The sequence below is a fragment of the Streptomyces sp. S.PB5 genome, from assembly GCF_030403745.1.
Lineage (GTDB): Bacteria > Actinomycetota > Actinomycetes > Streptomycetales > Streptomycetaceae > Streptomyces.
Genome location: NZ_JAQMWP010000004.1, coordinates 202135 through 227699, shown reverse-complemented (window position 1 = coordinate 227699; position 25565 = coordinate 202135). Strand labels below are relative to the sequence as shown.

The window sequence follows — 25565 nt, the reverse complement described above, 5'->3', positions numbered from 1 at the left end:
GGGTTCGCGAAGATTTTTTCGGTGTCGGTACGGCGCACACGACTCACTCGCGCCCCTCGGTAAACATCTCGGCCGCCACGTGCTGTTACCCGGTGTCAGAACAACCACCGGGAGAGGTGAGCAGCGTGGAGCACTGGGTGCTCGACCCGGCCGTGATCGCGGCTGTGGGGGCGAGCTGGGAGGCGGTCGTGCGGATTGTGCGATCGGGGTCCGGTCGCCGAACCCGCCGCCGTATCGTGGCGCGCACATTTCGCTTCCACCGCGCGGGCACCGTCGTCGAGTACCGGTACCGGGCCGCGCGCGAGGACGTGTGGGAGGACGAGCGGTGACGCACACCGTCGAGGGGGGCAGCGAGATCTCCGGGGCGCGCGAGGACTTCGACGTGTTCTTCCAGCGAACGTATCCACGGATGCGGGCGCGGGCGCTGCTGCTGTGGCGCCACCGCGAGGAGGCGGAGGACGCGGTGCAGGAGGCGTACGCCGAGCTGTTCCGCTACTGGGACCGGGTGTCGCACTACGAGGCACCCGAGGCGTGGGCGTACAAGGTCATGACCCAGCGGCTCAACCGGGCCCGCCGGACGTGGTTCCGCCAGCACACGCTGGAGATCGAACCGGCGCCGACGGCGAGTGTGGAGGAGACCTCCGAGGCCCGCCAAGTGCTGGCCGCCCTCAAGGGGTTGCCGGACCGGCAGCGCCAAGTCCTGGTGCTGCACTGCCTCCAGGGGATGCCACAGCAGGAGATCGCGGAGTTGCTGGACATCAAACGCAGCAGTGTCGCGGGGAGTCTGCGTAAGGCACGCGGGCGGCTGGGGCGGGAGTTGGGGCTGCCGGTGGGTGAACTTCCCGGTGGTGGCGATGCGTTGATGTCCTCGACCGGTGATGTGCGGGTGGAGAGCACGGCACTGTCCCGTGACCCGTTGAGCAGTCTGCTGCGGCAGGCGGAGAACTGGCTGACGGCCGCCTGCGGTTCGGGCGAGGGCGCCCGGTGAGACATCTGCTGCGCGAGGCTCTCGTGCTTGTGGTCATCGGGCTGTTGGTGGTGGGCTCGCTGCTGCTGGCCCTGCTGATCGGCTACTGGCTGTTCTTCATCGGCGGCTTCACCGTCGTGGTGTTCTTCTGGGCGCCACCCGCGTTCATCTTCCTGGGAGTGGTGGTCTTCCCGCTCCTCGCGGCAGATGCCCGTGCCGTGCGCGGAGTCCGCCGTACGGGCGGCCTGCCGGAGTCGGCGGAACTCATCTCCCCCGCCGACGCACCGCAGTTGAGGGATCTGGTGGCGGACGTCGCGCGCTCGATGGGGACGTCGGCGCCGACGCACCTGTGGCTCACTCCGCACGCCAACGCGTCCGTGCACGAGGTCCACCGCCTCTTCCGGCGCCCGAGGCGTGTTCGGCACATGTGCATCGGGGTCCCCCTGCTCGTGGGACTGCCGACCGATCAGTTACGGGCGGTGCTCTGCCACGAACTGGGCCATTACGCGCGCCGCCACGCACCGTTCAGCAATACGATCTACCGGGGTTCGGCACTTCTGGGCGAATTGCTGACGGAACTCGACCACGCAGTCCTTCCGGTGAGCGACGTCTCCCCGGTCGACACCTCGATCCGTTCTCTCGCGTCCGTACAGCGCCGGGTCATCTCGCTCTACCGCTCCTTCTACGACCTGGTGACCCTGGCGATCCGGCGACGCCAGGAGTACGAGGCGGACCGCGCAGCCGCCGAGATCGTCGGAAATGACGTCATGGCGAGGTCGCTTCTCTCCTCGCACACGGTCGCCGTCTCCTGGAAGGCGTACCGGACGGGAATACTGGACCCTCTGCACGCGTACGGCCGGACTCCCGATGATCCGTACGAAACATTCGGCGCCCTGTTGCAGGACTCCGGACGTCTTCCCCAGGTCGTGCCACCGAGCCGCAGCCCTCGGCGGGATTCGCATCCGCCGTTGGAGAAGCGGTTGGCCGCGCTGAACCCGGCTGGGGTGACACATTCCGTCACCGGGCCCGCGGCCGTGACAGACCTGGCGGTGACGGATTCGGCGGCGTACGCGCATCTCCGGCAGGCGACCTTGCCGCCCACCTCGTACGCGCCGTACCGCGCGGGTTCCCGAGCGGTCGAGGTGATGCTCTCCATCAGCGGGTTCGCGTTCTTCATCTGGCCGGTCTGGGCCCTCCTCGGCGAGGCGGTGGCCAGGCCGGTCCTGTACTGCGCGGGAATCCTCGCCCTGATATCGGCCTTGATCCTGCATCGGCAGCGGAAACACGCAAGGGAATACCACGATCACTTCACACCGCCGCTCGACGGGACGACCCGACCGATTCCCCGGACGGAATGGCTCGGCCTCGCGGAGAAGTGGCAGGCGGAAGCACACCCGGCGAAGCTCCGTGCCGTGATCGACGTGTACAACGCATACCGCGCACGGGAAGGAAACGGCCGCACCGTCGCCCCGACCTTCGCGGGCCTACTGCGCATCCTGGAAGAAACCCATATCTCCCCCAAGGCCTCCCACGCACTGCTTTTCGCGGAGCAGTCAGCGGCCCTCCCCCGGCATATGTGGGGAGCTGCGGCGGCCAACGCCGTGGCACGCCTCTCGAACCCCGCCGAAGTGTCCTATCTGTTCTCGGCGGCGACCTATCAGGCGGCCTATGTCCGGGTACTGCGTGACCGGCTCCGCTGGGAACGCGTCGATCTCGACCGCCCGCTCCCTCGCCTCTCCCCGCCGTCTCCCGAGATCTCCCCGGAGAAACCCGGCTGGGACGTCCCGGTCATCCTGCTGGCCAGCGGCAGCGCTTTCATTTTCTTCACCATGCTCCTCGCCATCTGGTTCCCGGGCGCGATCAAGTGGTCCGTGGTCACCCTTTTCCTGACCATCCTCCTGGTCGCCCTGTTCCAGATCGTGAAACCGACGAAGTACGGCCCTGGCCGGCCGCGCAGACTGAGACGGTGGCTGAACCCCGCCGCGGCCCTCTTCATCACCTTCTGCGCGGTCGGCCGACTGGGCCAGCTCGGCAGGGGTGAGGTGGCCCCTTGGCTGATCGTGATCACGATGTTCGCCGTGGGGTACCCCCTCTACAGCCCCCGCGCGAAAGTCGGCGGCGTCCGAGCGACCCTGGCCCTGATCCTGGCCGCCTGGACCATCGCGGACGCCTGGAACGCCAACCACGACTGAGAAACGGCCGCCCGGAACTCCCCTGTCCCGGGCGGCCGTCAAGAGCAGATCAGCCCGCGTGCTCCACGAACCGCGCCGCGGTCTCCGCGAGAAGCTCCCGCCCGTCCCGCTCCCAGAGCCGGTCGTTGAACAGCTCGACCTCGATGGCCCCGGTGTACCCGGCGTCCTCGACGTACCGCTTCCACTCCCGCATGTCGATCGACCCGTCCCCGATCTGCCCCCGCCCGTTGAGGACGCCTTCGGGCAACGGGGTGGTCCAGTCGGCGAGTTGGAAGGTGTGGATGCGGTCGGACGCGCCCGCTCGGGCGATCTGGGCGGGGGCGTCGTCGTCCCACCAGATGTGGTACGTGTCGACCGTGACGCCGACCTGGTGGGCGGGGAAGCGTTCCGCGAGGTCCAGGGCCTGCTTGAGGGTGGAGACCACACAGCGGTCGGAGGCGTACATCGGGTGGAGCGGCTCGATGGCCAGCCGTACGCCGTGCTGTTCCGCGTACGGGCCGAGTTCGGCGAGTGCGTCGGCGATCCGCTCCCGGGCGCCGTGCAGGTCCTTCGAGCCGGCCGGCAGACCGCCGGAGACCAGGACCAGGGTGTCCGTGCCCAGCGTCGCCGCCTCGTCGATCGCGCGGCGGTTGTCGGCCAGGGCCGCCGCCCGCTCCTCCGGTTCGATCGCCGTGAAGAAGCCGCCGCGGCACAGGGTCGTGACCGTCAGGCCCGCGTCGCGGACCAGCTTGGCGGTCGCCTCCAGGCCGTACGTCTGGACGGGCTCGCGCCACAGGCCGACGTTGACGATGCCCAGCTGGCCGCAGGCGTCGACCAGTTGCGGCATCGACAGCTGCTTGACCGTCATCTGGTTGATGGAGAAGCGGGAGAGGTCGCCGGTCGCGGTCACTGGTTCACTCCGTACAGGCTCAGCAGGGTCTTCATGCGCTCCTCCGCCAGCTTCGGGTCCGGGAACAGGCCCAGGCCGTCGGCGAGTTCGTAGGCGCGCGCGAAGTGCGGGAGGGAGCGGGCCGACTGGAGGCCGCCGACCATCGTGAAGTGGCTCTGGTGGCCCGCGAGCCAGGCCAGGAACACCACGCCGGTCTTGTAGAAGCGGGTGGGGGCCTGGAAGAGGTGGCGGGACAACTCGACGGTGGGGTCGAGGAGTTCACGGAAGCCCGCCGTGTCGCCGGTGTCCAGGACGCGGACCGCCTCGGCCGCGAGCGGGCCCAGCGGGTCGAAGATGCCGAGGAGGGCGTGGCTGAAGCCCTTCTCGTCGCCCGCGATCAGCTCGGGATAGTTGAAGTCGTCGCCGGTGTAGCAGCGGACGCCCTGCGGGAGACGGCGGCGGATGTCGATCTCGCGCTGGGCCTCCAGCAACGACACCTTGATGCCGTCGACCTTGTCCGGGTGGGCCGCGATGACCTCCAGGAAGGTGTCGGTCGCCGCGTCCAGGTCGGACGAGCCCCAGTAGCCCTCAAGGGCCGGGTCGAACATCGGGCCGAGCCAGTGCAGGATCACCGGCTCGGACGCCTGGCGGAGCAGGTGGCCGTAGACCTCCAGGTAGTCCTCGGGGCCCTCGGCGGCCGCCGCGAGGGCGCGGGAGGCCATCAGGATGGCCTGGGCGCCGGACTCCTCGACGAGGGCGAGCTGCTCCTCGTAGGCCGCGCGGACCTCGGCCAGGGTCGCCGGGCCGGTGAGCTGGTCGGTGCCGACACCGCAGGCGACGAGTCCGCCGACGGACTTGGCCTCGGCGGCGGACCGGCGGATCAGCTCCGCGGCGCCCGCCCAGTCCAGGCCCATCCCGCGCTGGGCGGTGTCCATCGCCTCGGCGACACCGAGCCCGTGGGACCACAGGTGGCGGCGGAAGGCGAGGGTGGCGTCCCAGTCGACGGCGGCGGGCGAGTCGGGGGTCGTGTCGGCGAACGGGTCCGCGACGACGTGGGCCGCCGAGAAGACCGTACGGGAGGTGAAGGGGGTGCCGGTCTTCACCGCCAGCGGCTCGGTGCGGGGTTCGTACGCCCTCAAGCCGCCCTTGAAGTCGGGAAGTCGGATCGTCACAGCGAGATCTCCGGCACGTCGAGACGGCGGCCCTCGGCCGAGGACTTCAGGCCCAGCTCGGCCATCTGCACGCCGCGCGCACCGGCGAGCAGGTCCCAGCGGTAGTCGGCACCGGCGTACACGTGCTTGAGGAAGAGCTCCCACTGGACCTTGAAGCCGTTGTCGAACTCCGTGTTGTCCGGGACCTCCTGCCACTGGTCGCGGAAGGAGTAGGTGGCGGGCAGGTCCGGGTTCCAGACCGGCTTCGGCGTCGCACTGCGGTGCTGGACACGGCAGTTGCGCAGACCGGCGACCGCCGACCCCTCCGTGCCGTCCACCTGGAACTCGACCAGCTCGTCGCGGTTGACGCGTACGTCCCAGCTGGAGTTGATCTGGGCGACGACACCACCCTCGATCTCGAAGATGCCGTACGCGGAGTCGTCGGCGGTGGCGGAGTAGGGCTTGCCGTTCTCGTCCCAGCGGGTCGGGACGTGCGTCGTGGCCAGCGCGTTCACCGAGGTCACGCGGCCGAACAGCTCGTGCAGGACGTACTCCCAGTGCGGGAACATGTCGACGACGATGCCGCCGCCGTCCTCCGCGCGGTAGTTCCACGACGGGCGCTGGGCCTCCTGCCAGTCGCCCTCGAAGACCCAGTAGCCGAACTCGCCGCGCACGGACAGGATCCGTCCGAAGAAGCCGCCGTCGATGAGCCGCTTGAGCTTGAGCAGGCCGGGCAGGAACAGCTTGTCCTGCACGACACCGGACTTGACGCCCGCCTCACGTGCCAGACGGGCCAGCTCGATGGCACCTTCGAGGCCGGTCGCGGTCGGCTTCTCGGTGTAGACGTGCTTGCCCGCGGCGATGGCCTTCTTGAGGATCTCCTCGCGGCCCGAGGTCATCGCGGCGTCGAAGAAGATGTCGACGGTCTCGTCGGCGAGGACCGCGTCCACGTCCGTCGCCCAGTGCTCCAGACCGTGCTTCTCGGCGAGCGCCTTGAGCGCGTGCTCGCGGCGGCCGACCAGGATCGGCTCCGGCCACAGCACGGTGCCGTCGCCGAGGTCGAGGCCGCCCTGCTCGCGGAGCGCCAGGATGGAGCGGACCAGATGCTGGCGGTAGCCCATGCGCCCGGTCACGCCGTTCATGGCGATACGCACCGTCTTGCGTGTCACGTCGATCCCTTCGTAGGCGTCGTACGCAGCATTGCCTGCGCATTCCGTACGCGGTTGTGCGCGCCGCGTACGCCTCGACTGGTGAGCGTTACAGCAAGCGCTTTCTATCTAGGAAGAAGCTAGCCTCTGAGCAGTGGTCCGGACAAGACCGTGACGGGGTCGAGTTGTTCGAGGGGGCGAACAACGGGGGGCTGGGGCCTTAAGGTCTGGTCGAAACCATTCCTGTGCGGGTGTGCGTGTACAAGGTGCGGGTGCGGTGTGCGGGCGGGCTGCGCGGGCGGTGTGTTGGCGCGATGTGCGGATGCGCCGAACCGCGTGCGGCATGCGCGTGCGCGTGCGGCTGCGCGTTGCGGCGTGTGGGCGTGGTGTGGGCGTGGGGCGTGCGTGTGCGGTGTGCGTGTGCGGCTGTGGCTGCGCGCGGTGCGTGCGCGGCTGCGGCCGGCTGCGCGTGCGGTGTGTGAGCGCGGCTGCGGCTCGCTGCGTGTGCGCGTGCGATGCACGAGTGCGAGTACAACGAGGTACGACTGAGATGCGCGACCGGAGGACGACGAGATGACGGTGACCCTGGCGGACGTGGCGGCCCGCGCGCAGGTCTCGCCCGCGACGGTGTCGCGCGTGCTGAACGGGAACTATCCCGTGGCCGCATCCACCCGTGAGCGGGTGCTGCGAGCCGTGGACGAGCTGGACTACGTACTGAACGGGCCGGCGAGCGCGCTGGCCGCGGCGACGTCCGACCTGGTCGGGATCCTCGTCAACGACATCGCGGACCCCTTCTTCGGGATCATGGCGAGCGCGATCCAGTCGGAGATCGGCGGGCCCGGCGGGCGCGCGGGGGGTGAGCGGCTGGCGGTGACCTGCAACACCGGGGGTTCGCCGGAGCGGGAGCTGACATATCTCACGCTGCTGCAGAGACAGCGGGCGGCCGCTGTCGTGCTGACGGGCGGTGCGGTCGAGGATGCGCCGCACGCGGCGGCGGTCGCGGCGAAGCTGCGGAAGCTGGGGGACGCCGGGACCCGGGTGGTGCTGTGCGGGCGGCCGCCTGCGCCGGACACCTCCGCGATCGCGCTGACCTTCGACAACCGCGGGGGCGGGCGGGAGCTGACCGAGCATCTGATCGGGCTCGGGCACCGGCGGCTCGGGTACATCGCGGGGCCCGAGGAGCGGACGACCACCCGGCATCGGCTGGAGGGGCATCGCGCCGCGCTCGCGGATGCGGGGATCGCCGAGGATCCCCGGTGGACCGTGCACGGGCGGTATGACCGGCGGTCCGGGTACGAGGCGACGCTGGAGCTGCTGCGGCGGGATCCGTCCCTCACGGCGGTGGTGGCGGCGAACGACTCCGTGGCGCTGGGGGCGTGCGCCGCGCTGCGGGACTCGGGGCTGCGGATTCCGGATGACGTGTCCGTCGCCGGGTTCGATGATCTGCCGTTCAGCATCGATGCGGTGCCGGCGTTGACGACTGTGCGGTTGCCGTTGGCGGAGGCAGGGGCTCGGGCGGGGCGGATCGCCATGGGGCGGGAGGAGGAGCCGCCTGGGGGGATCGCTGTCATCCGGGGGGAGTTGATGGTGCGGGGGTCTACCGGGGGGCCGCGGGACCCCGGGGCGCCGCGGGGTTGACGTACCCGGTGGCCGGGTGGCCGTCCCCGGGAGCCGCCGCCCCCGGACCCCCGCCGCGGCCCCGAACGGGCCTCGCCCTCGAAGGCCGGACTGGGGCTGAAGGACCCGGACCGGCGTTGCGACGCAAGCGTTTCTTCGAGTGTCCGGAGTCTTCCTCTCCGCATGTTCCGCTGCGGGCGGACCCCGCAGGGCGGAGAAGATCTTGAACGACTCCGGAGCCACATCGATGATTTCCACGGCAGCCACCGGTCTCATTGCCGTCATCACCCGATCGACCAACCGGAGTTGATTCCCATGCGTATCGTCGTCACCGAGTTCATCAGCCTCGACGGCATCGTCCAGGCGCCCGGAGGTCCCGACGAGGACACCGACGGCGGGTTCGCCCACGGCGGCTGGTCGCACCCGTACTTCGACGAGGAGGTGCTCGGCCCCGCGTTCACCGAGGGGCTGGAGCGGGCCGAAGCACTGCTGTACGGGCGGCGGACGTATCTCACGATGGCGGGCGCATGGCCGGAGCGGGCCGGTGACCCCTTCGCCGACCGGCTGAACTCCCTGAAGAAGTACGTCGTGACCGACACCCTCGGCGACTCCGAGCTGACCTGGAACAACACCACCCGCATCCCGGGCGGCGAGGCCGTCGCCCGCATCCGCGAACTGCGTGCGGCCGAGGGCGGCGACCTCGCGATGATGGGCAGCCCCACCCTCGTCCGCACCCTCCTCGCCGAGGGCCTGGTCGACGAGCTCCAGCTCGCCGTGATGCCCGTGCTCCTCGGCGGCGGCAAGTCGGTCTTCCCGTCGGACGGCGGGAAGCGGCCCTTCGAGCTGGTGTCCTCGGTCACCGGCAAGACAGGCGTACAGCTCTGCGTCTACCGGCCGGCGGCCGAGGCCTGACCACGCGGGGCCGCGGCCGGCGCAGCCGCCGAGGGGTAGCCGCGAAGGCGCGGACGTCCTACGCTCGATCCCACGGTATCTCTGACTGAGTCAGGAATTCTGCGTCAACCACCGGGGGGCGACGACCATGACCGTCCAGGACATCCGCGCCTTCAACCGCTTCTACACGAACGTCATCGGCGCCCTCGACTACAGCCGCCAGCTGTACGCCCCGTACACCCTCACCGAGTCCCGCGTCCTGTACGAGCTCGCGCACTCCCCGCGTACCGACGCGGCGGATCTGCGCACCGAACTCTCGCTGGACGCGGGCTACTTGAGCCGGATCCTCAACAAGTTCGAGCAGGACGGGCTGATCGAGCGCACCCCGTCCCGCAGTGACCCGCGCCGGCGGCGGGTCACGCTCACCGCGCGGGGGCGGGAGACCGCGGCGCTGCTCGCCGAGCGCGCGGACGAATCGGTCGGGGCGCTGCTGGCGACCGTCCCGTCGGCCGACCGGCCCCGTCTCGCCGAGGCGATGCGCACCGTCCGCGAGCTGCTGTCCGACGGCCGCCCCCCACGCCGCGAGGACGTCCTGCTGCGCGAGCCCGGCCCCGGTGACCTGGGCTGGATCGTGCAGCGCAACGCCGCGCTCTACACCGCCGAGTACGGCTGGAACGCGGACTACGAGGGGCTGGTCGCCCGGATCGTCGCCGACTTCGCGGAGGACCACGACCCGCATCTGGAGCGGGTGTGGATCGCGGAGCTCGACGGCCGGGCGGTGGGGTGCGTGATGTGCGTACGGGACGAGGCCCCGGGCGCCGCCCGCCTGCGGCTGCTCCTGGTGGAACCACAGGCCCGCGGGCTCGGCATCGGCGACCGGCTCGTCACGGCCGTCATCGACTTCGCGCGCGGCGTCGGCTACCGCGAGCTGGTCCTGTGGACCAACGACATCCTCAGCTCCGCCCGGCACATCTACCAGCGCCACGGTTTCGTCCTCCTCGCCGAGAAGCCGCACCGCTCCTTCGGCAAGGACCTGGTCGGCCAGGACTGGCGCCTGGATCTGCACGCGGCTGAGGAGTGACGCGTGCGGTCCTGTGCCGCGTAGAGTCCGGAGCATGAAGCTGGCGTTCTCCACTCTCGGCGTCCCCGGTCTCCCCCTCCCCGAGGTGCTCGGCCTCGCGACCACGCACGGCTATCACGGCGTAGAGCTGCGCGCCCACCCGGAGGAGCCGGTGCATCCGGGCATCGACGCCGCCCGGCGGGCCGGCGTGGTCGCCGAGTTCAAGGCGGCCGGAGTGGAGATCCTGGGCCTCGCCGGGTACGCGCGCGTGGCCGCGCCGGGCGACGACGAGCCGGTACTGGCGGAGATCCGCGCCCTCCTCGACCTCGCCCACGACCTGGGCGCCCCCTACATCCGCGTCTTCCCCGGCGCGAGCCCCGAACAGACCCCGGCCGAGGCGGACGCGACGGCTGCGCGCAGGCTCGGTACGGCGGCGGAGGACGCGGCCGACATCGGCGTACGCATCCTCCTGGAGACCCACGACTCGCACCGCACCGGAGCCGACGCGATCCGTGTGCTGGGCCTGGTCGGCCACCGCCATGTCGGTTCCCTCTGGGACGTCATGCACACCTGGCTCGGGGGCGAGCAGCCCTTGGAGACCTACGCGGCACTGTCCCCGTATCTCGGATACGTCCAGGTCAAGGACATCTCCTCCCCCGACGACACCACCCCGCTCCCGCTCGGCGCGGGCGTGCTGCCCCTCTCCGAGTGCGTCGAGGTGCTCTCCCGGCACGGCTGGGACGGCTGGCTCTGCTGGGAGTACGAGAAGCGGTGGTACGAGGGGGCCGCGCCGCTTCCCGAACTGCTGGGCGCGGGGCGCGAGCATCTGGGGCGGCTGCTCAACGAGAGTGCCTGAGCACTGCTGCTCGGGCGCGACTGCACGGGGGGCGACTCTCCGGGCGCGGGAGAAGGCCGGTGGCGGCCGGTGCGGCGGCGGCCGGCGGCGCGGGCGCGTGGCTACCGCTCCGGTCGCCCTCTGAGCTCGGGCGCGGCCGCCGCTCCGACCGGACTCCTGACCTCGCGCGCGGCCACCGCTCCGGTCGACCCCCGAGTTCGGACGGCTACCGCCCCGGCCGGACCCTGAGCTCTGTCTCCGGGTCCAGGCACCACTCCAGCACCGAAGGCCAGGAGCCGTAACCCGCGTCCAGGTCGAGGTGGGCGGCGCCGGGGAGGAGGGTGGTGGGGAGGGCGAGGGGGTCGCCGTACACGGCGCGGGCGCCCTCCGGGCTGTACGGGTCGTCGTCGCCGGCGATGAGGCGGGTCGGGCCGGGAAAGGTGAACTCCGGTGCGGGCGGGGCGAATTCGGCGACCTCGGGGTAGCGGGCGAGGACGGACGGGGAGGGCGGGCTGACGAGCAGTACGCGGTCCACGTCACCCTCCTCGACGATCCCGCGCGAGACTGCGTGCAGCCACAGGACGGCGGAGAGACTGTGGGCGAGGACGACGTCCGGGCCCGCGGCGAGGTGGCGGGCGAGTTCGCCGAGCCACACCTCCAGCCCGGGGTCGTCCGGGTCGGGCAGCTGGGGGTACGTGACCTCGTGCCCGAGCTCGGTGAGCCGGTCGGCGAGCCAGTGCTGCCAGTGGTTTTCGGGACGGTGGTTCTGCCAGCCGTGGAGGATGAGGTAGGCGGTCATGGGTGCGATGGTTTCCGATGCCGGCCGGGCAGGTCCAGTTAACCTTTCTCGATGGAACAGGTAAGCGAGACCTTCACAGTCGATCTGCGCCGCCTGACCGTCCTGCGTGAACTCCAGCGCCGCGGCAGCCTCGCGCGCACGGCGGAGGCCCTTCATCTGACCCCCTCGGCGGTCTCGCAGCAGATCGCGGCACTGTCCCGCGAGCTCGGGACGCCCCTCACCGAACGGGACGGCCGGGGCGTACGGCTCACCGGCCAGGCCCGGGTCCTGCTGACCCACGCCGATGCGATCGCCGCCCAACTGGAGCGGGCCCGCGCCGACTTGGCGGCGTACGACGGGGGCGGGCGCGGCTCGGTGACCATCGGCTGCTTCTCCAGCGGGATCCTGGGGCTGCTGCCGGGCGTGCTGCGGGGGTTGCGCGAGCGGCTGCCGGATGTGCGGGTGGACGTGGTGGAGGCGGAGCCGCCGGATCTGTTCACGGCCCTGGACGCCGGTCAGGTGGACGTGGCGGTGGCGGTGGATTTCGCGGCCACCCCGCCGCACACGGACCGTCGGTACAGCCGGGTCGATCTGCTGCGGGACGCGATGGATCTCGTGGTCCCGGCGGATCACCGGCTGGCCGGGCGCGCTGCACCGGTCCCGCTGCGGGAGTTGGCCACCGAGGCATGGATCGCCGGGGACGCCCGCAGCTGCGTGGGTGCGATCGCCCGCGCGGTGTGCGCGACGGCCGGTTTCACCCCGGACATCCGGCACGCGGTGAACGACTGGGGTGCGCTGGCGGCGCTGGTCGAGGCGGGGGCGGGGGTGGCGTTGATCCCGCGCCTGGTCCGGCCGTTGTACGAGCATCGGCGGCTGGCGGTGCTGGCGACGGCGGGGGAAGCGCCGGCACGGAACGTCTTCGCGGCGGTACGGACGGGGGCGGAGCGGGATCCGGTGCTGGCCGCCGTCCGGGACCAGCTGCGGGAGACGGCGCGGAGCGCGGTGAGGCCCGCCCCGCCCCTCTGAATCGGGCCGGTCACCAGAGCCCTCGCGGCTGAGCGGGCGGGCCCCGCCCACCATGCCCCCACCCGCCGTTGCCGTTCCGTTATCTTCCGGTCCATGCTCGGTCACAAGCCGGTTGCAGCCTCGTCGGGCGTGATCATTCCGTGACGCCTAGACGAGAGACAGGCAATGGGTATACCCACACCCCCCACAAGACATCTACTGATCGCCCTGGCCGTCGTACTGGCCGCGACGGCGGCCCCCGGCGCGGGGCCGGCCCTCGCCGCTCCCGGCACTCCCGGCACTCCCGGCACTCCCGGCACTCCCGGCGCTTCGGCGGACGCGAAGGACGCCCGCATCACCCGGACGGTGACGCTGATCACCGGGGACAAGGTGTCGGTCGCGAAGGACGGTTCGGTCACCGGGATCGAGCGGGCCGAGGGACGTGAGGGCGCCTCGTTCTCGGTCCGGAAGGTCGACGGGCACACCTACGTCACCCCGGGCGACGCGGCGCTGCCCGTGATCCAGGGCAAGCTCGACCGGCGGCTGTTCGACATCACCGAGCTGCTCGCGTACGGCTACGACGACGCGCGCCGGTCCGACCTGCCGCTCATCGTCACCTACGGCGGCGACGGGACACCCGCGGCCAGTGCGTTCCGTGCCGCGCGGGCCCGGGTGAGCCAGACGCTGGACACGGTCAACGGCGTGGCGCTGCGGGCCGACAAGCGCGGGGGTACCGCGTTCTGGGACACCTTCACCGACGGTGCCGACGGCGGCGAGGGCACCGCCCGGCTGGCCGGGTCCCCGGCGGCGAAGAAGATCGAGAAGGTCTGGCTGGACGGCAAGCGCAAGGCCGACCTGGACAGGAGCGTGCCGCAGATCGGCGCACCGGCGGCATGGGAGGCCGGGTTCGACGGCACGGGCGTCAAGGTCGCCGTGCTGGACACCGGTGTCGACCAGACCCACCCCGACCTCGCGGGCCAGGAGATCGCCGAGCGGAACTTCTCCGACGCGGCGGACAGTGTGGACCGCAACGGCCACGGCACCCATGTGGCGGCCACCATCGCCGGTACGGGCGCCAAGTCGGGCGGGAAGTACAAGGGCGCCGCGCCGGGGGCACGCATTCTGGCCGGCAAGGTGCTGGACGACGGTGGCGGGGGCTGGGACTCCGACATCATCGCGGGCATGGAGTGGGCGGTCGCCGAGGGCGCCGATGTCGTCAACATGAGCATGGGCGGCACCGACACCATGGGCGTCGACCCGCTGGAGGAGACGGTCAACCGGCTCTCCGCCACCTCGGACACCCTGTTCGTCATCGCCGCGGGCAACGAGGGCGGGGCCGGCGAGAGCACCGTCGGCTCGCCGGGCAGCGCCGACGCCGCGCTGACGGTCGGGGCGGTGGACAAGGACGACAAGCTCGCCGACTTCTCCAGCCGCGGCCCGCGCGTCGGCGACGGCGGCCTCAAGCCGGACCTGACCGCGCCGGGCGTCGACATCGTGGCCGCCGCCTCCACCGCGAGCAACATGGAGGAGTGGTTCCCGGCGGGGACGGCCGGTTACGCGGAACTCAGCGGTACCTCGATGGCCACCCCGCATGTCGCGGGCGCCGCCGCCCTGTTGGCGCAGCAGCACCCGGACTGGAGCGGTGAGCGGATCAAGGCGGCGCTGACCGGCTCCGCGAAGCCCGGCCCGTACAGCGCCTACCAGCAGGGCACCGGTCGTACCGATGTGGCCCGGGCGATCACGCAGACCGTCGTGGCCGAGAACGGCCCGGTCAGCTTCGGCCGCCCCGCCTGGCCGCACGGCGACGACCAGCCGGTCGCCAAGGAGATCACGTACCGCAACCTCGGCACCGAACAGGCCGTCCTGGACCTGTCCGTCGAGGCGCTCGGGGTGGACGGCAAGCCCGCTCCCGAGGGCATGTTCGACATCTCGGCGCGGCAGGTGACGGTGCCCGCAGGCGGTACGGCGAGCGTCACGGTGACCGCCGACACCCGCGTCGGCGGGGAGGCCGTCGGCTCCTGGGGCGGTTCGGTGACCGCGGCCTCGGCCGACGGCAAGGTGTCGGTGCGTACCGCGTTCGGTGTGGAGCGCGAGGCCGAGTCGTACGACCTGACCATCAAGCAGCTCGACGACGAGGGCAAGCCGTCCGTCAACGGCTGGACGAGGATCGACGGCCGCGACCGCGACTACTCCGCGGACCTCGCCGGCGACGACGGCGAGCTCACCGTCCGGCTGCCCAAGGGCAGTTACGCGCTCACCGGCATCCTCGGCGGCGACGGCGAGCCGGCCGGCGGATCGTACTTCCTCGCTCCCTCCGTGGAGCTGGACAAGGACACCACCATCGTGATGGACGCCCGCGAGGCCGAGTCGGTGAAGGTCACCGTGCCCGACGCCGCGGCGCGCAACGACCACGCCCAGCTCGTCCCCGGCTACACCCGCAGCGACGGCAGGGCCCTCGACGCCTGGGCGGTCTACAACTTCCCCGACTTCCAGAGCTTCAAGGTCGCGCACGTCGGCCCCGAGGCGCCGAAGGACGCGGCGTACGCCCAGTACAGCGGCTTCTGGAGGAGCGCGGAGGCCGACGGACGCGCCGTCAACTACCGCTTGGCGTGGAACCGTACGGGCGCGCTCGGCGCCTTCACCGCCGACGTCCGGCGCGAGGACCTCGCCAAGGTCGACCTCACCTTCGGCACACCCACCACCCCGGACACCGGCCTGCTCTACGCGATGCCCCTCTCCCCCGACGACCGGGTCGGCGCCGACTTCAGCACCCCCGTCTGGCGTGAACTGCCGCTGCGGACCACCGAGTACGTCCTCGGCAACGGCGTGAAGTGGGGCTACTCCGCGGAACAGTGGACGTCGCTGTCCTCGCTGCTCGGACAGTTCCGCACGTACGAGGCCGGCCGGAGCTACACCAAGAAGATCAACGTCGGTGTCTTCGGTCCGTCCCTGCCCCCGGTCGAGGGCGAACCGGTGGACCTGCGCCCCGGCCTCGCGCGGCACGGCAACACGATCAAGGCGGTCCTCCCCCTGTTCGGCGACGGCGAGGGCGACCTCGGCACCAGCGCCTACGAGCTGAAGGCCGCGCTGCGCGCCGACGGCGAGGAGATCCCCACCGACGGCGACCCGCTCTACCGGGCGACGTACGCCGTTCCCGCCGAGGCCCGCCGCTACGAACTGAGCCTCGACGCCACCCGGGACCCCGCGATGTACCCGGTCAGCACCCGGGTCCGGACCCGCTGGACGTTCCGCTCGGCGCAGACCGCCGCCGGCACCTGGACCCGGCTGCCGCTGTCCGTCGTCCGCTTCTCCCCCGACCTCTCCCCGGCCAGCACCGCCAAGGCGGGCGCCCGGTTCGACGTGCCGTTCACCGTCGAGGGCGCGGCCGCCGGGGCAGGCGTCAAAAAGCTGAGGTTCAAGGTGTCGTACGACGAGGGCCGGACCTGGACGCCGGTCGGGGCCGTGGCCGGCAAGCGCCTGTCCCTCCACCACCCGTCCGCCCCCGGCACCGTCTCCCTGCGGGCCGAACTGACCGACCGCGCCGGCAACACGGCCGTCCAGACCATCGAACGGGCCTACCTCACGGTCCGCTAGCCCAAGGACCCGGTGGCGTGTCCGAGCCCGTGCTCCGGACACGCCACCGGCCGGTCCCGGGCCGCGAACCTCGCCATCCGCTGCTCCAGCCGGGTCCGGGCCTGCGGCCACTCCGCCGCCGTGATCGAGAAGATCGCCGTGTCACGCAGCCGGCCGTCCTCGCCCGGCGCCCAGGACCGCGACCAGTTGCGCAGCACGCCCTCGAACCGCGCCCCGAGGCTCTCGATCGCCGCGCGGGAACGGGCGTTGCGGGCGTCGGTCTTCAGGTCCACGCGGGACACGGCCCACCGCTCGAAGGCGTGCCGGAGCAGCAGCAGCTTGGACTCGGCGTTCACGCCCGTGCCCTGCGCGGACCGGGCCAGCCAGGTGAAGCCGATCTCGATGGCGTCGAGCCGGTCCTCCGACAGCCAACTGCGCGGCTCCCAGAAGGAGGTGGTGCCGACCACGCGCCCGGTGGCCGTATGGATCTGCGTGTACGGTGCGAGCTTGCCGTCCGCCGCCCGGCCGAGCTGTGCGTCGATGTACCCGGGGACCTCGTCGGCCCGCGGCACCCAGGTGAAACCGTAGGTGTCCCGGTTCTCCTCGGCCGCCGCCGCGAGTCCGGCCGCGTGCCGGTGCTCCAGTGGCTCCAGGCGCACCAACTCACCCTCCAGAAGCGGCCCTTCCAGCTTGAAGCTCACTGCCCGATGTCCTTTCGCAGTGCCGCGAACGCCTCGTGGAAACCGGGGAAAGTCTTCCGGACACAGCCGGGGTCGTCGAACGAAATACCGGGCACCCGCAGCCCGGTGACCGCGAAGGACATCACCATGCGGTGGTCACCGTACGAGGTGATCTCCACGCCCGTCGTACGGCCGCCGAACCCCGGCTGGATCTCGATCCAGTCCGGGCCCACCGCCACCTGTGCCCCGAGCCGCCGCAGGTTCTCCGCACCGGCCTCCAGCCGGTCGCACTCCTTGACCCGGGTGTTCGCCACGTCCTCGATCCGTACCGGGCCCGTGGCGAAGGGCGCGATCGCCGCCAGTGTCGGCATCGTGTCCGAGATGTCCCGCATGTTGACGGTCAGGCCGTCGAGCCGGCCGGTGCCCCGGACGGTCGTGCCCTTCGCCGTCACCGACACGTCCGCGCCCATCCGCCGCAGTACGTCCACGAAGCCCAGGTCGCCCTGGAGCGCGCCCGTCCCGAGGCCCGGGACCGTCACCTCGGCGCCCGGGGTGACCGCCGCGGCGGCGAAGAAGTAGCCGGCCGTGGAGGCGTCGGGTTCGATGGCGTACATCGTCGCGCGGTAGCCGCCCGGCGGGACCACGAAGGTGTTCCCCTCCCGGCCCACCTCCACCCCGAACGCCCGCATCATCGCGATGGTGATCTCCACGTACGGCACCGAGACCAGGTCCGTGACCTTGATCCGCAGCCCCTTTCGGGTCAGCGGGCCGAGCAGCAGCAGCGCGGTGAGGTACTGGGACGACTGGCCCGCGTCCAGCACCACGTCCCCGCCCTCGACGCCGGCCGCCCGTACCGTCAGCGGGTGGTGGCCCTCCGCCTCCTCGTGCCGCAGGTCCACGCCCAGGTCGCGCAGGGCGCGCGAGAGCGGCAGCAGCGGCCGGCGGCGCATCTGCGGCGAGGCGTCGAAGCGGTAGGTGCCGTGGCCGGCCGCGGCCAGCGTCGGCAGGAAGCGGGCGGTCGTCGCGCCGTCCCGGCAGTACACGTCGGCCTCCGGCACGGCGGGGCCCTCGGGGCGGCCGTCGACCTGCCAGGTGTCCGGGGTGCGGCCGACGCGGTAGCCGAGCCGGGTCAGCCCCTCGGCGAAGCCCTCCGTGTCGTCCGAGCGCAAGGGCCGCACCAGCGTGGTGACGCCGTCGGCGGCCGCCGCCAGGAACAGGGCGCGGGCGGTGATGGACTTGGAACCGGGGATGTCGACCGTGGGCATGCCCTCATGATCGGCCGAGCACCGGCTCGCCCGCCGCCACGTCCACGGGATGGACCCGCCCCGTTCGCCGAGGCGTCACCACACCCCGCACCCCCGCACCGGAAACACGGCACAGCCAGTGACAGACCGGGAACCAGAAACGCCGACCACAGCCAACCCCTCACGCCCGGTCCAGCACCGGCCCCCCGCCACCGCGCCCACGGGATCGACCCGCCCCGTTCGCCGACGCGTCACCGACGCCGGCACCACAGCCCGCACCGCGCCCCCGATCTGCGCGAATGCGACTTCGGTGTGGTGGAGGGCCGTACCCTCGCGGAGTTCGCGAAGGAGGACCCCGAGGCGGCGGTGGCGTTGCGCGCGGACCCGGTGGCCCACCCGTTCCCCGGCGCCGAGGACCCGGCCGGGGCCACCGCCCGGGGAGTCGCAGCCCGGGGAGTCGCGGCCCTGCACCGGATCGCGGCCGCCCATCCCGCACCCCCGCACCGGAAACACGGCACAGCCAGTGACCAGACCGGGAACCAGAAACGCCGACCACAGCCATCCCCTCACGCCCGGTCCAGCACCGGCTCCCCCGTCACCGCGCCCACGGGATCGACCCGCCCCGTTCGCCGAGGCGTCACCGACGCCAGTGCCACCCCGGCCACCAGCAGTGCCGCCGCGCACCAGCGCAGCCCGCTCACGCCCTCGCCGAGGAACAGGGCCGCCGACGACATCCCGAAGACCGGGACGAGGAGGGAGAAGGGGGCCACCGTCGACGCCGGGTGGCGGCGGAGCAGCCAGCCCCATGCCCCGAAGCCGAAGACGGTCGTGATCCAGGCGACGTAGACGACCGTGCCGGCGCCCTGCCAGTCGAGGGCGCGCAGGGCGTCGTAGTCCCGGGTCGGGCCCTCCGTCAGGAGGGACAGGGCGAGGAGGGGGAGGACCGGGACCGTGCTGACCCAGACCATGAAATTGAGGGCGTCCGGAGGTGCCGCCTTGCGGGTCAGGACGTTCGAGGCGCCCCAGCAGGCCGCCGCCGCGACACACAGGGCGAAGGCGCCGAGGGGGCCCGAGGTGCCCTCGTCGACGGCGGCGACCCCGATCCCGGCCAGCGCCACCAGCATGCCCAGCGCCCGGATGCCGGAGGGCCGTTCCCCCAGGACCGCGAAGGCGATCACGGCCGTGAACACCGCCTGGATCTGGAGCACCAGCGAGGACAGACCGGCCGGCATCCCCGCGTCCATCGCGATGAACAGCAGACCGAACTTGGCGACCCCCAGCACCAGGCCCACCGCCACGATCCACTTCCACGCCACCTTGGGCCGCCCCACGAAGAACACCGCGGGCAGGGCCGCCGCGAGGAAGCGCAGGGCGGAGAAGAGCAGGGGCGGGAAGTGGTCGAGGCCGATCTCGATGACGGTGAAGTTGACGCCCCATACGGCGGTGACGAGGACGGCCAGGGCGATGTGTGCGGGGCGCATGCGTCGAGGATCACCCGCCTCGACCATGTAGCACCAGCGATGATTGCTGCATGGTGGGATTAAGCAGCGCTTATCAATGCGTCCAGCGCCCCACTGGTCAACACGCTTGGCCAATACACCTGGCCGATACGCCTGGCCAATACGCCTGGCCAATACGCCGCTCGCCATGAGGAGTCCGGGCATGCTCGATCTGCAACGCCTCCGCGCCCTGCACGCCGTCTCCGTGCACGGCACCGTCGGCGCCGCCGCCGTCGCCCTCGGCTACACACCCTCCGCCGTGTCCCAGCAGATCGCCAAGCTGGAGCGGGAGACCGGGACCGTGCTCCTGGAGCGGGCGGGGCGGGGTGTGCGGCTGACCGCGGAGGCGCTGCAACTCGTCGACACCGCCGAGCAGTTGCTCGCGATCGTGGAGCGCGCCGAGACCGGCATCGAGCAGCGGCGGCACACCCCGGCGGGACGGCTGACGGTGGCGGCGTTCGCGTCGGCGGCGCGCGGGCTGCTGCCGGGCGTGCTGGCCGATCTCGCCCACCGGCACCCCGCCCTCGACGTACGGCTCTGTGAGATCGACCCGCATCTGTCGGTCGGGCTGGTGGCGCGGGGCGCGCTGGACCTGGCCGTCGTGCACGACTGGGACATCTCACCGCTGCCGGTGCCGCCCGGGGTGGAGCAGGCCGCGCTCGGCGAGGACCGGTGCACGCTGCTGGTCCCCGAGGGGCATCCCTTCGGCGCCCGGGAGCGGGTCCGGCGCGAGGACCTCGGCGGGGAGCGCTGGGTGTGCCAGCCGCCCGGCCGGGTCTGCCACGACTGGCTGGTACGCACCCTGCGGGCCGCCGGCCACGAGCCGGACATCATCCACCAGGCCGACGAGAACCCGACCCTGGTCGCCCTCGTCGCCGCCGGACTCGGCATCTGCCTCATCCCCCGTCTCGGCCGCGGCCCGCTGCCCGCCGGGGTCGTCGAGGTCGAGCTCGACCCGACGCCCGTACGACGGCTGTACGCGCTGTGGCGCACGGGCGCCACGGGACGTCCGTCGATCACGGAGACCGTGCGCACTCTGCAACAGCACTGGCCCAAGGTGGCGGCTCACCCGTCCCGTTGATCCCCGCTTCACCAACTTCCGGGATTCGGGGCCAACCCGGGAACCCGGCCCGGCCCCCGCTCGTCCAATGCGCAAGCTGTCGGAGAGTCACCGCGGTGCGGTGTCGGCCTCGCTGCTGGCTGCGAACGCTGACTTACCCTCTCCGCCGCACTGCGGCCGACAGCACGCCGCCATCGGCGCGCCCCCCTCCAACAGCGCCGATGGCGGCCCCTCCTTTTTCCTCTTCTTCCCTCTTCATTTCCCGGGCCCGGGCCCGCCTCCGGGTTACTGTTCGCTCCCTTGACTGGCAGAAACTTCCCGGATATTGGTGACTCCTCGGAAGTTTCCTTCAGCGGATCACCTCCGGAAGGAGCGCACGTTGCCCTCCAGACGTACCGTCCTCGCCGCCGGCGCAGGCGTCGCCGCCGCCTTCACCGCGAGCGGCACCGCCCAGGCCGGCGAAACGAAGCACGACGACCGCAAGCTCCGTTCCCTGATCTCCCGTATGACGCTGGAAGAGAAGGTCGGCCAACTCTTCGTGATGCGGGTCTACGGCCACTCCGCCACCGACCCCGACCAGGCCGACATCGATGCCAACCTCAAGGAGATCGGCGTCCGTACGGCCGCCGAGCTGATCGCCCGCTACCACGTCGGCGGCATCATCTACTTCAGCTGGGCGCACAACACCCGCGATCCGCACCAGATCGCCGACCTGTCGAACGGGATCCAGAAGGCGTCCCTGTCCCGCGAGCGCGGTCTGCCCGTCCTCATCTCCACCGACCAGGAGCACGGCATCGTCTGCCGGGTCGGCGAGCCCGCCACCCTCTTCCCGGGGGCGATGGCGATCGGCGCCGGGCGGTCGCACAAGGACGCCTTCACCCTCGGCAGCATCGCCGGGCGGGAGCTGCGCGCCCTCGGCATCCGGCAGAACTACTCCCCCGTCGCCGACGTCAACGTCAACCCGGCCAACCCGGTCATCGGCGTCCGCTCCTTCGGCGCCGACCCGGACGCGGTGGCCGGGCTCGTCGCCGCCGAGGTCGCCGGGTACCAGCGCGGGCGGCAGGTCGCCGCCACCGCCAAGCACTTCCCCGGGCACGGCGACACCGCCGTCGACAGCCACTACGGCTTCCCGGTCATCACCCACACCCGCGCCCAGTGGGAGCAGCTCGACGCCCCGCCGTTCCGTGCCGCGATCGCCTCCGGCATCGACTCGATCATGACCGCGCACATCATGGTCCCGGCCCTCGACGACTCCGGCGACCCGGCCACGCTCTCCCGGCCCATCCTGGACGGCATACTGCGCGGCGAGCTCGGCTACGACGGGGTCGTCGTGACCGACTCGCTCGGCATGGAGGGCGTACGCACGAAGTACGGCGACGACCGCGTGCCCGTGCTCGCGCTGAAGGCGGGCGTCGATCAGCTCCTCAACCCGCCGCACCTGGACGTCGCATGGAACGCCGTGCTGAAGGCCGTGCAGGACGGCGAGCTGACCGAGACGCGGCTCGACGAGTCGATCCTGCGGGTGCTGCGGCTGAAGGCGAGGCTCGGGCTGTTCGAGGCGCCGTACGTCAGTCAGGAGGGGGTGACCCGGACCGTCGGCATCCCCTCGCATCTCACGAAGGCCGATCGGATCGCCGAGCGGACCACGACCCTGCTGGTCAACAAGGGCGAGCTGCTTCCCCTGTCGCCGCGCAGGCTGCTCGTCACCGGTGCCGATCCGGCCTCCCCGTCCGGTACGACGGGACCGCCGACCGGGGTGCTCGCGGCCGCGCTCGGCGAGCTCGGGTTCGCCGCGACGGCCCTGTCGACCGGCACGGCCCCCTCCGACGCCACCATCGCCAAGGCGGTCGCGGCGGCGCGGGACGTGGACGCGGTGGTCGTCGGGACGTACAACGTCTCGGCGACCAGCACCCAGAAGAAGCTCGTCGAACAGCTGCTCGCCACCGGGAAGCCGGTGGTCGCGATCGCGGTCCGCAATCCCTACGACGTGGCCCAGCTGCCCGGTGTGCCGGCGTACTTGGCGTCCTACTCGTGGACCGACGTCGAACTGCGGGCGGCCGCCCGGGTGATCGCGGGGCGGGCGGCGCCGCGCGGGAGACTGCCGGTGCCGGTGCAGCGGGCGGACGAGCCGGCCGAGGTGCTGTACCCGATCGGGTACGGGCTGTCGTACCCGGCGTAGTACGCGCACGTCACGCGCACGCGCTGCCGTATCGGGCGTAGCGCGCCGTACGCCGCGCACCCGGCGGGCGCCCGCCAAAGGGCGCAAAGCACCCCGCACGTCTGGCGTGTGCCCGCAACGGCGGGTCACGCTGGACGGGGGTGTCCGGGGGGATGCGATGCGTGAGAGATGTTCCGCGGGGGTGGTGTGCGCACTGGCGGTACTGCTCGTCGCCCTGCTGACGGGGTGCCAGGGCTCGTCGGACGCCGCGGAGGGTGACGGCCGGCTCAGCGAGGTGGTGACACCGACCAGGGCCTCGGGGTTCGGGTCGGTGTTCCTGGCGGTCGACGAGTGCAGCTCGTTCGGGAAGACCAGCTTCACCGAGGTCAGCTGCGGCAGCGAGCGGGCGGCGGCACGGGTCGTGGCGCGCTTCGACGGCAAGGTGAACGACGGGCCGCTGTGCCCGGGGACCACCGACTTCGTGCTGCACATCAGCGAACAGAGCCCGTCCTCCGACGAGGACGGCGACGGGGCGGTCCCGCAGGGCTACGCCTGTATGCGCAACCTCACCCCGCCGCACCCCGGTGACCCGGGCGGCGGAGGCGGCCCGCGCACCATCGTCGGCGACTGTGTCTACAACTCCGGCGACGGCCAGGTCCGCGAGACGGCATGTGACGGCAAGGGCGAGAAGAAGCCGGAGTTCAAGGTGGCGAAGGCGGTCGCGAAGCGGAGTCAGTGCCCGATCTCCACGGCCCTGTACGTCCAACTCGGCGGGGAGGAACCGGTGGGCTGCGCCCGGCCCGTGTGACGGGAGCCGGGCGCAGCGACCGGACTGCTTACGGCCGGACTGCTTACGGCCGGAGCGTGGGCTCGCGCTCCACGTCCCGGACGTCCAGCTTCTTGTCGAACTTCGCCAGCGGCTTGGCCGCCTCGACCGCGGTGGCCGAGACGCCCGCCCAGTCGAGGATGCGAGCGGTGGCGAAGGCCTTCTGGTCGGCGACCAGACCGGCCACGTTCGCGCCGTGGTTCATGCCGGGGGCGGTGAGGACATAGCTGTCCTTCGCACCCTTGCCGAGGTGGAACGGCTCGGCGCCCCAGGGATCGTTCTGGCCGTAGACATAGAGCATGTGACGGGCGTTGTGCTTCACCCAGTTGTCCACGTCACGCATCGCGTACGGCTGGAACCTGGTCGGGATCTCCCGCGGCACGAAGTTCCGCGGCGGCTGGTAGCCGTAGCGGATGTACTTCTTCTCGATGTGCGGGAACTTGATCGTCGGAGCGCCGAGCTGGGTCGCCGCCTGGTAGTAGTACGGCGTGTACGGCGACAGGCCCTGGTCGGTGTAGAAGGAGAACCCGGAGATCGTGTCGATCGAGTTCCAGATCTGGTCGTCGGTCGCGGTGGCCGCGTTCGGCGGGATCAGCTCGTCGTCGCCGCAGTTCTCCAGCAGGTTGTACTGCCAAAAGCCCCACACGTAGTCGAGTACGACGGCCTCGTACGCCTTGTCGAGGCTGCCGACGGTGTTGAAGGTGAAGCCCTCGGCCTCGGCGAGCGCCGCGTACTTCTTCTCCAGGGCCTCCCGGCGTACCAGCGCCTCGCGCTGCACGGCGCCCAGCCGGTCGCGGCACTCCTTGGTGCCGACGGTCGCGAAGAAGCGGTCGTAGGCCGAGTCCTCCTTGTTCACCACGTCGTTGGGGGCGACATAGGCGACGACGCCGTCCATGTCCTTCGGGTAGAAGCGCTCGTAGTAGGTGGCGGTCATGCCGCCCTTGGAGCCGCCGGTGCTGATCCAGTTCTTGGTGTAGATCTTCTTCAGCGCCTTGAAGACCCGGTGCTGGTCGCTGGCGGCCTGCCAGATGTCCAGCTTGGTCCAGTCGGCCGGGTCGGGCCGGGACGGGGTGAAGAAGCGGTATTCCAGGGAGACCTGGTTGCCGTCCACGATCTGGGTCGGCTCGCTGCGGCGGGGTGTCGTGGAGACGTTGTAGCCGCTGGTGAAGAAGACCGTCGGGCGGGAGACGTCCTTGTGCAGCACGGTGATGCGCTGCTGGAACGTGCCCTTGGACGGATGCCGGTGGTCCACCGGCTGGGTGAAGTTGAGGACGAAGTAGCGGTACCCGGTGTACGGCTTCTCCTCGATCAGGCTCACACCCGGTATGGAGAGCAGCTGATCCTTGATGTCGGTGGTGCCGGTGGTGCCGGTGGCCTCCGGCTCGGCGGCGGTGGCCGCCCCTGCCGTGCTCAACGTGCCTATGAGCACCGTGAGCGCCAGCAGCCATCTGAGCGCCTTGCGCATGCACCCTCCCCTGTGAGACAGACGTGCGAGCCGGAAGCTATCGGAGCAACTCCGGTACGCACCAGGGGAGATAGGGAAACCCCTCGGTAATTGGCGGGTTTGTCGGGGGATTTGCGGGTGAATGTGTCCGCGGTCTCAGTACCGCTTCCAGCCACCCGAGTCGTACGACCCGTCGCCCACCCGCCCCTTGATCCACACCTTGCGGCCTGCGACGTACGAACGCACCGGCCCGGCGTGCCTGCGGTACAGCCCCTCGTCCACGACTTCGTCGAAGCCCCGCACCTTGAGGCTGACCATCATCCATTGCGGCCCCCCGGTCCGCTTCGGGAAGGTCATGGCGCAGAGGTAGGCGCCGTTCTTGTACAGCTTCACCGAGCCGGTGGAGAAGGAGAACGTCCGGATCTTCCGCCCGTCGCACGAGGTCTGCCCGGCGGCCTGCGCCTGTCCCGGCCCGGCGATCGCCAACAGCACGGAAGCGACCAGCACGGCCGCCCCGGCCGGAAGCCGCCGCCGTATCGCACCTCTGCCCACTGTCGTCCCTCCCGTAC

21 protein-coding genes and 1 pseudogene are annotated in these 25565 nt (G+C 71.4%); 13 read left to right on the top strand and 9 right to left on the bottom strand.

Annotated elements, in window-relative coordinates; translation table 11 throughout:
* Positions 1-125: 125 nt before the first annotated feature.
* Genes PH203_RS12570 through PH203_RS12560 form a run of 3 tightly spaced genes read left to right on the top strand, consistent with a single transcriptional unit; the run spans position 126 to position 3159 of the window.
* A complete protein-coding gene (locus PH203_RS12570; protein ID WP_289919863.1) occupies positions 126-329 on the top strand; it encodes a hypothetical protein in 204 nt (67 codons plus the stop codon).
* On the top strand, positions 326-988 hold the full coding sequence (locus tag PH203_RS12565; RefSeq protein WP_289919862.1) for a sigma-70 family RNA polymerase sigma factor: 663 nt from the start codon (positions 326-328) through the stop codon (positions 986-988). The genes PH203_RS12570 and PH203_RS12565 overlap by 4 nt, the downstream gene beginning before the upstream one ends.
* Complete coding sequence (locus PH203_RS12560; protein ID WP_289919860.1) at positions 985-3159, top strand: M48 family metallopeptidase; 2175 nt, start codon at positions 985-987, stop codon at positions 3157-3159. Before PH203_RS12565 ends, PH203_RS12560 begins: the two co-directional genes overlap by 4 nt.
* A gap of 49 nt (positions 3160-3208) precedes the next feature.
* Here the strand turns inward: PH203_RS12560 and PH203_RS12555 are convergent, their stop codons facing one another.
* The 3 genes from PH203_RS12555 to PH203_RS12545 are packed head-to-tail and all read right to left on the bottom strand — an operon-like array spanning position 3209 to position 6347.
* A complete protein-coding gene (locus tag PH203_RS12555; RefSeq protein WP_289920212.1) occupies positions 3209-4006 on the bottom strand; it encodes a sugar phosphate isomerase/epimerase family protein in 798 nt (265 codons plus the stop codon).
* A gap of 38 nt (positions 4007-4044) precedes the next feature.
* The gene (locus tag PH203_RS12550) at positions 4045-5199 is read right to left on the bottom strand and encodes a dihydrodipicolinate synthase family protein (protein WP_289919858.1); all 1155 of its coding nucleotides are present in this window, start codon (positions 5197-5199) and stop codon (positions 4045-4047) included.
* A complete protein-coding gene (locus tag PH203_RS12545; RefSeq protein WP_289919855.1) occupies positions 5196-6347 on the bottom strand; it encodes a Gfo/Idh/MocA family oxidoreductase in 1152 nt (383 codons plus the stop codon). Before PH203_RS12545 ends, PH203_RS12550 begins: the two co-directional genes overlap by 4 nt.
* A 552-nt stretch (positions 6348-6899) precedes the next feature.
* On the opposite strand from PH203_RS12545, the gene PH203_RS12540 reads away from it, so the two are divergent.
* The 4 genes from PH203_RS12540 to PH203_RS12525 all read left to right on the top strand — a co-directional run bounded on the left by PH203_RS12540 (position 6900) and on the right by PH203_RS12525 (position 10750).
* Complete coding sequence (locus PH203_RS12540; protein WP_289919854.1) at positions 6900-7964, top strand: LacI family DNA-binding transcriptional regulator; 1065 nt, start codon at positions 6900-6902, stop codon at positions 7962-7964.
* A gap of 294 nt (positions 7965-8258) precedes the next feature.
* Positions 8259-8855 carry a dihydrofolate reductase family protein gene (locus PH203_RS12535; RefSeq protein WP_289919853.1) on the top strand — a complete coding sequence of 199 codons (597 nt, stop codon included), beginning with the start codon at positions 8259-8261 and terminating at the stop codon, positions 8853-8855.
* A gap of 127 nt (positions 8856-8982) precedes the next feature.
* Entirely contained in the window at positions 8983-9915 is a 933-nt protein-coding gene (locus PH203_RS12530) for a bifunctional helix-turn-helix transcriptional regulator/GNAT family N-acetyltransferase (protein WP_289919852.1), read from the top strand.
* A 34-nt stretch (positions 9916-9949) separates the two neighbouring features.
* The gene (locus PH203_RS12525; protein ID WP_289919850.1) at positions 9950-10750 is read left to right on the top strand and encodes a sugar phosphate isomerase/epimerase family protein; all 801 of its coding nucleotides are present in this window, start codon (positions 9950-9952) and stop codon (positions 10748-10750) included.
* Between the two features lie 205 nt (positions 10751-10955).
* Here the strand turns inward: PH203_RS12525 and PH203_RS12520 are convergent, their stop codons facing one another.
* Entirely contained in the window at positions 10956-11528 is a 573-nt protein-coding gene (locus PH203_RS12520; protein WP_289919848.1) for an alpha/beta hydrolase, read from the bottom strand.
* Positions 11529-11579: 51 nt separating this feature from the next.
* Here PH203_RS12520 and PH203_RS12515 point away from each other — a divergent pair, with 51 nt between their 5' ends.
* Positions 11580-12533, top strand: coding sequence for a LysR substrate-binding domain-containing protein (locus PH203_RS12515; protein WP_289919847.1), 954 nt, complete (start codon positions 11580-11582; stop codon positions 12531-12533).
* Positions 12534-12698: 165 nt separating this feature from the next.
* On the top strand, positions 12699-16106 hold the full coding sequence (locus PH203_RS12510; protein ID WP_289919844.1) for a S8 family serine peptidase: 3408 nt from the start codon (positions 12699-12701) through the stop codon (positions 16104-16106).
* Here PH203_RS12510 and PH203_RS12505 read toward each other — a convergent pair.
* Positions 16103-16786, bottom strand: a complete 684-nt coding sequence (locus PH203_RS12505; RefSeq protein ID WP_289919842.1) for a GNAT family protein — start codon at positions 16784-16786, stop codon at positions 16103-16105. The two genes, PH203_RS12510 and PH203_RS12505, sit on opposite strands and share 4 nt — an antisense overlap.
* Positions 16783-18030, bottom strand: a complete 1248-nt coding sequence (gene aroA, locus PH203_RS12500; RefSeq protein ID WP_289919841.1) for a 3-phosphoshikimate 1-carboxyvinyltransferase — start codon at positions 18028-18030, stop codon at positions 16783-16785. The genes PH203_RS12505 and aroA overlap by 4 nt, the downstream gene beginning before the upstream one ends.
* A gap of 249 nt (positions 18031-18279) precedes the next feature.
* On the opposite strand from aroA, the pseudogene PH203_RS12495 reads away from it, so the two are divergent.
* Positions 18280-18501 (top strand): annotated as a pseudogene (locus tag PH203_RS12495) (histidine phosphatase family protein); the annotation flags it as partial.
* 74 nt (positions 18502-18575) lie between these two features.
* On the opposite strand, the gene PH203_RS12490 reads toward PH203_RS12495, so the two are convergent.
* Positions 18576-19490, bottom strand: a complete 915-nt coding sequence (locus tag PH203_RS12490) for an EamA family transporter (RefSeq protein ID WP_289919840.1) — start codon at positions 19488-19490, stop codon at positions 18576-18578.
* Between the two features lie 181 nt (positions 19491-19671).
* Between PH203_RS12490 and PH203_RS12485 the strand changes: the two genes are divergently transcribed.
* The 3 genes from PH203_RS12485 (at position 19672) to PH203_RS12475 (ending at position 23534) form a co-directional block, all read left to right on the top strand.
* Positions 19672-20589, top strand: a complete 918-nt coding sequence (locus tag PH203_RS12485) for a LysR family transcriptional regulator (RefSeq protein WP_289919838.1) — start codon at positions 19672-19674, stop codon at positions 20587-20589.
* Positions 20590-20947: 358 nt separating this feature from the next.
* Positions 20948-22747: a glycoside hydrolase family 3 protein gene (locus PH203_RS12480; RefSeq protein WP_289919837.1), complete on the top strand. Its 1800-nt coding sequence runs from the start codon at positions 20948-20950 to the stop codon at positions 22745-22747.
* A gap of 157 nt (positions 22748-22904) precedes the next feature.
* On the top strand, positions 22905-23534 hold the full coding sequence (locus tag PH203_RS12475; protein WP_289919836.1) for a hypothetical protein: 630 nt from the start codon (positions 22905-22907) through the stop codon (positions 23532-23534).
* Positions 23535-23577: 43 nt separating this feature from the next.
* Here PH203_RS12475 and PH203_RS12470 read toward each other — a convergent pair whose 3' ends face one another.
* Both PH203_RS12470 and PH203_RS12465 read right to left on the bottom strand, forming a co-directional pair.
* A complete protein-coding gene (locus PH203_RS12470) occupies positions 23578-25017 on the bottom strand; it encodes a S28 family serine protease (protein ID WP_289919834.1) in 1440 nt (479 codons plus the stop codon).
* A 135-nt stretch (positions 25018-25152) separates the two neighbouring features.
* Positions 25153-25503 carry a hypothetical protein gene (locus PH203_RS12465; RefSeq protein ID WP_354671239.1) on the bottom strand — a complete coding sequence of 117 codons (351 nt, stop codon included), beginning with the start codon at positions 25501-25503 and terminating at the stop codon, positions 25153-25155.
* Positions 25504-25565: the final 62 nt, after the last annotated feature.

Coding starts and splice junctions, on each gene's coding strand:
- PH203_RS12515 (WP_289919847.1), top strand. CDS start 11,580: ATGGAACAGGTAAGCGAGACCTTCACAGTCGATCTGCGCCGCCTGACC.
- PH203_RS12475 (WP_289919836.1), top strand. CDS start 22,905: ATGCGTGAGAGATGTTCCGCGGGGGTGGTGTGCGCACTGGCGGTACTG.
- aroA (WP_289919841.1), bottom strand. CDS start 18,030: ATGCCCACGGTCGACATCCCCGGTTCCAAGTCCATCACCGCCCGCGCC.
- PH203_RS12520 (WP_289919848.1), bottom strand. CDS start 11,528: ATGACCGCCTACCTCATCCTCCACGGCTGGCAGAACCACCGTCCCGAA.
- PH203_RS12555 (WP_289920212.1), bottom strand. CDS start 4,006: ATGACGGTCAAGCAGCTGTCGATGCCGCAACTGGTCGACGCCTGCGGC.
- PH203_RS12510 (WP_289919844.1), top strand. CDS start 12,699: ATGGGTATACCCACACCCCCCACAAGACATCTACTGATCGCCCTGGCC.
- PH203_RS12470 (WP_289919834.1), bottom strand. CDS start 25,017: ATGCGCAAGGCGCTCAGATGGCTGCTGGCGCTCACGGTGCTCATAGGC.
- PH203_RS12525 (WP_289919850.1), top strand. CDS start 9,950: ATGAAGCTGGCGTTCTCCACTCTCGGCGTCCCCGGTCTCCCCCTCCCC.
- PH203_RS12490 (WP_289919840.1), bottom strand. CDS start 19,490: ATGCGCCCCGCACACATCGCCCTGGCCGTCCTCGTCACCGCCGTATGG.
- PH203_RS12485 (WP_289919838.1), top strand. CDS start 19,672: ATGCTCGATCTGCAACGCCTCCGCGCCCTGCACGCCGTCTCCGTGCAC.
- PH203_RS12535 (WP_289919853.1), top strand. CDS start 8,259: ATGCGTATCGTCGTCACCGAGTTCATCAGCCTCGACGGCATCGTCCAG.
- PH203_RS12530 (WP_289919852.1), top strand. CDS start 8,983: ATGACCGTCCAGGACATCCGCGCCTTCAACCGCTTCTACACGAACGTC.
- PH203_RS12540 (WP_289919854.1), top strand. CDS start 6,900: ATGACGGTGACCCTGGCGGACGTGGCGGCCCGCGCGCAGGTCTCGCCC.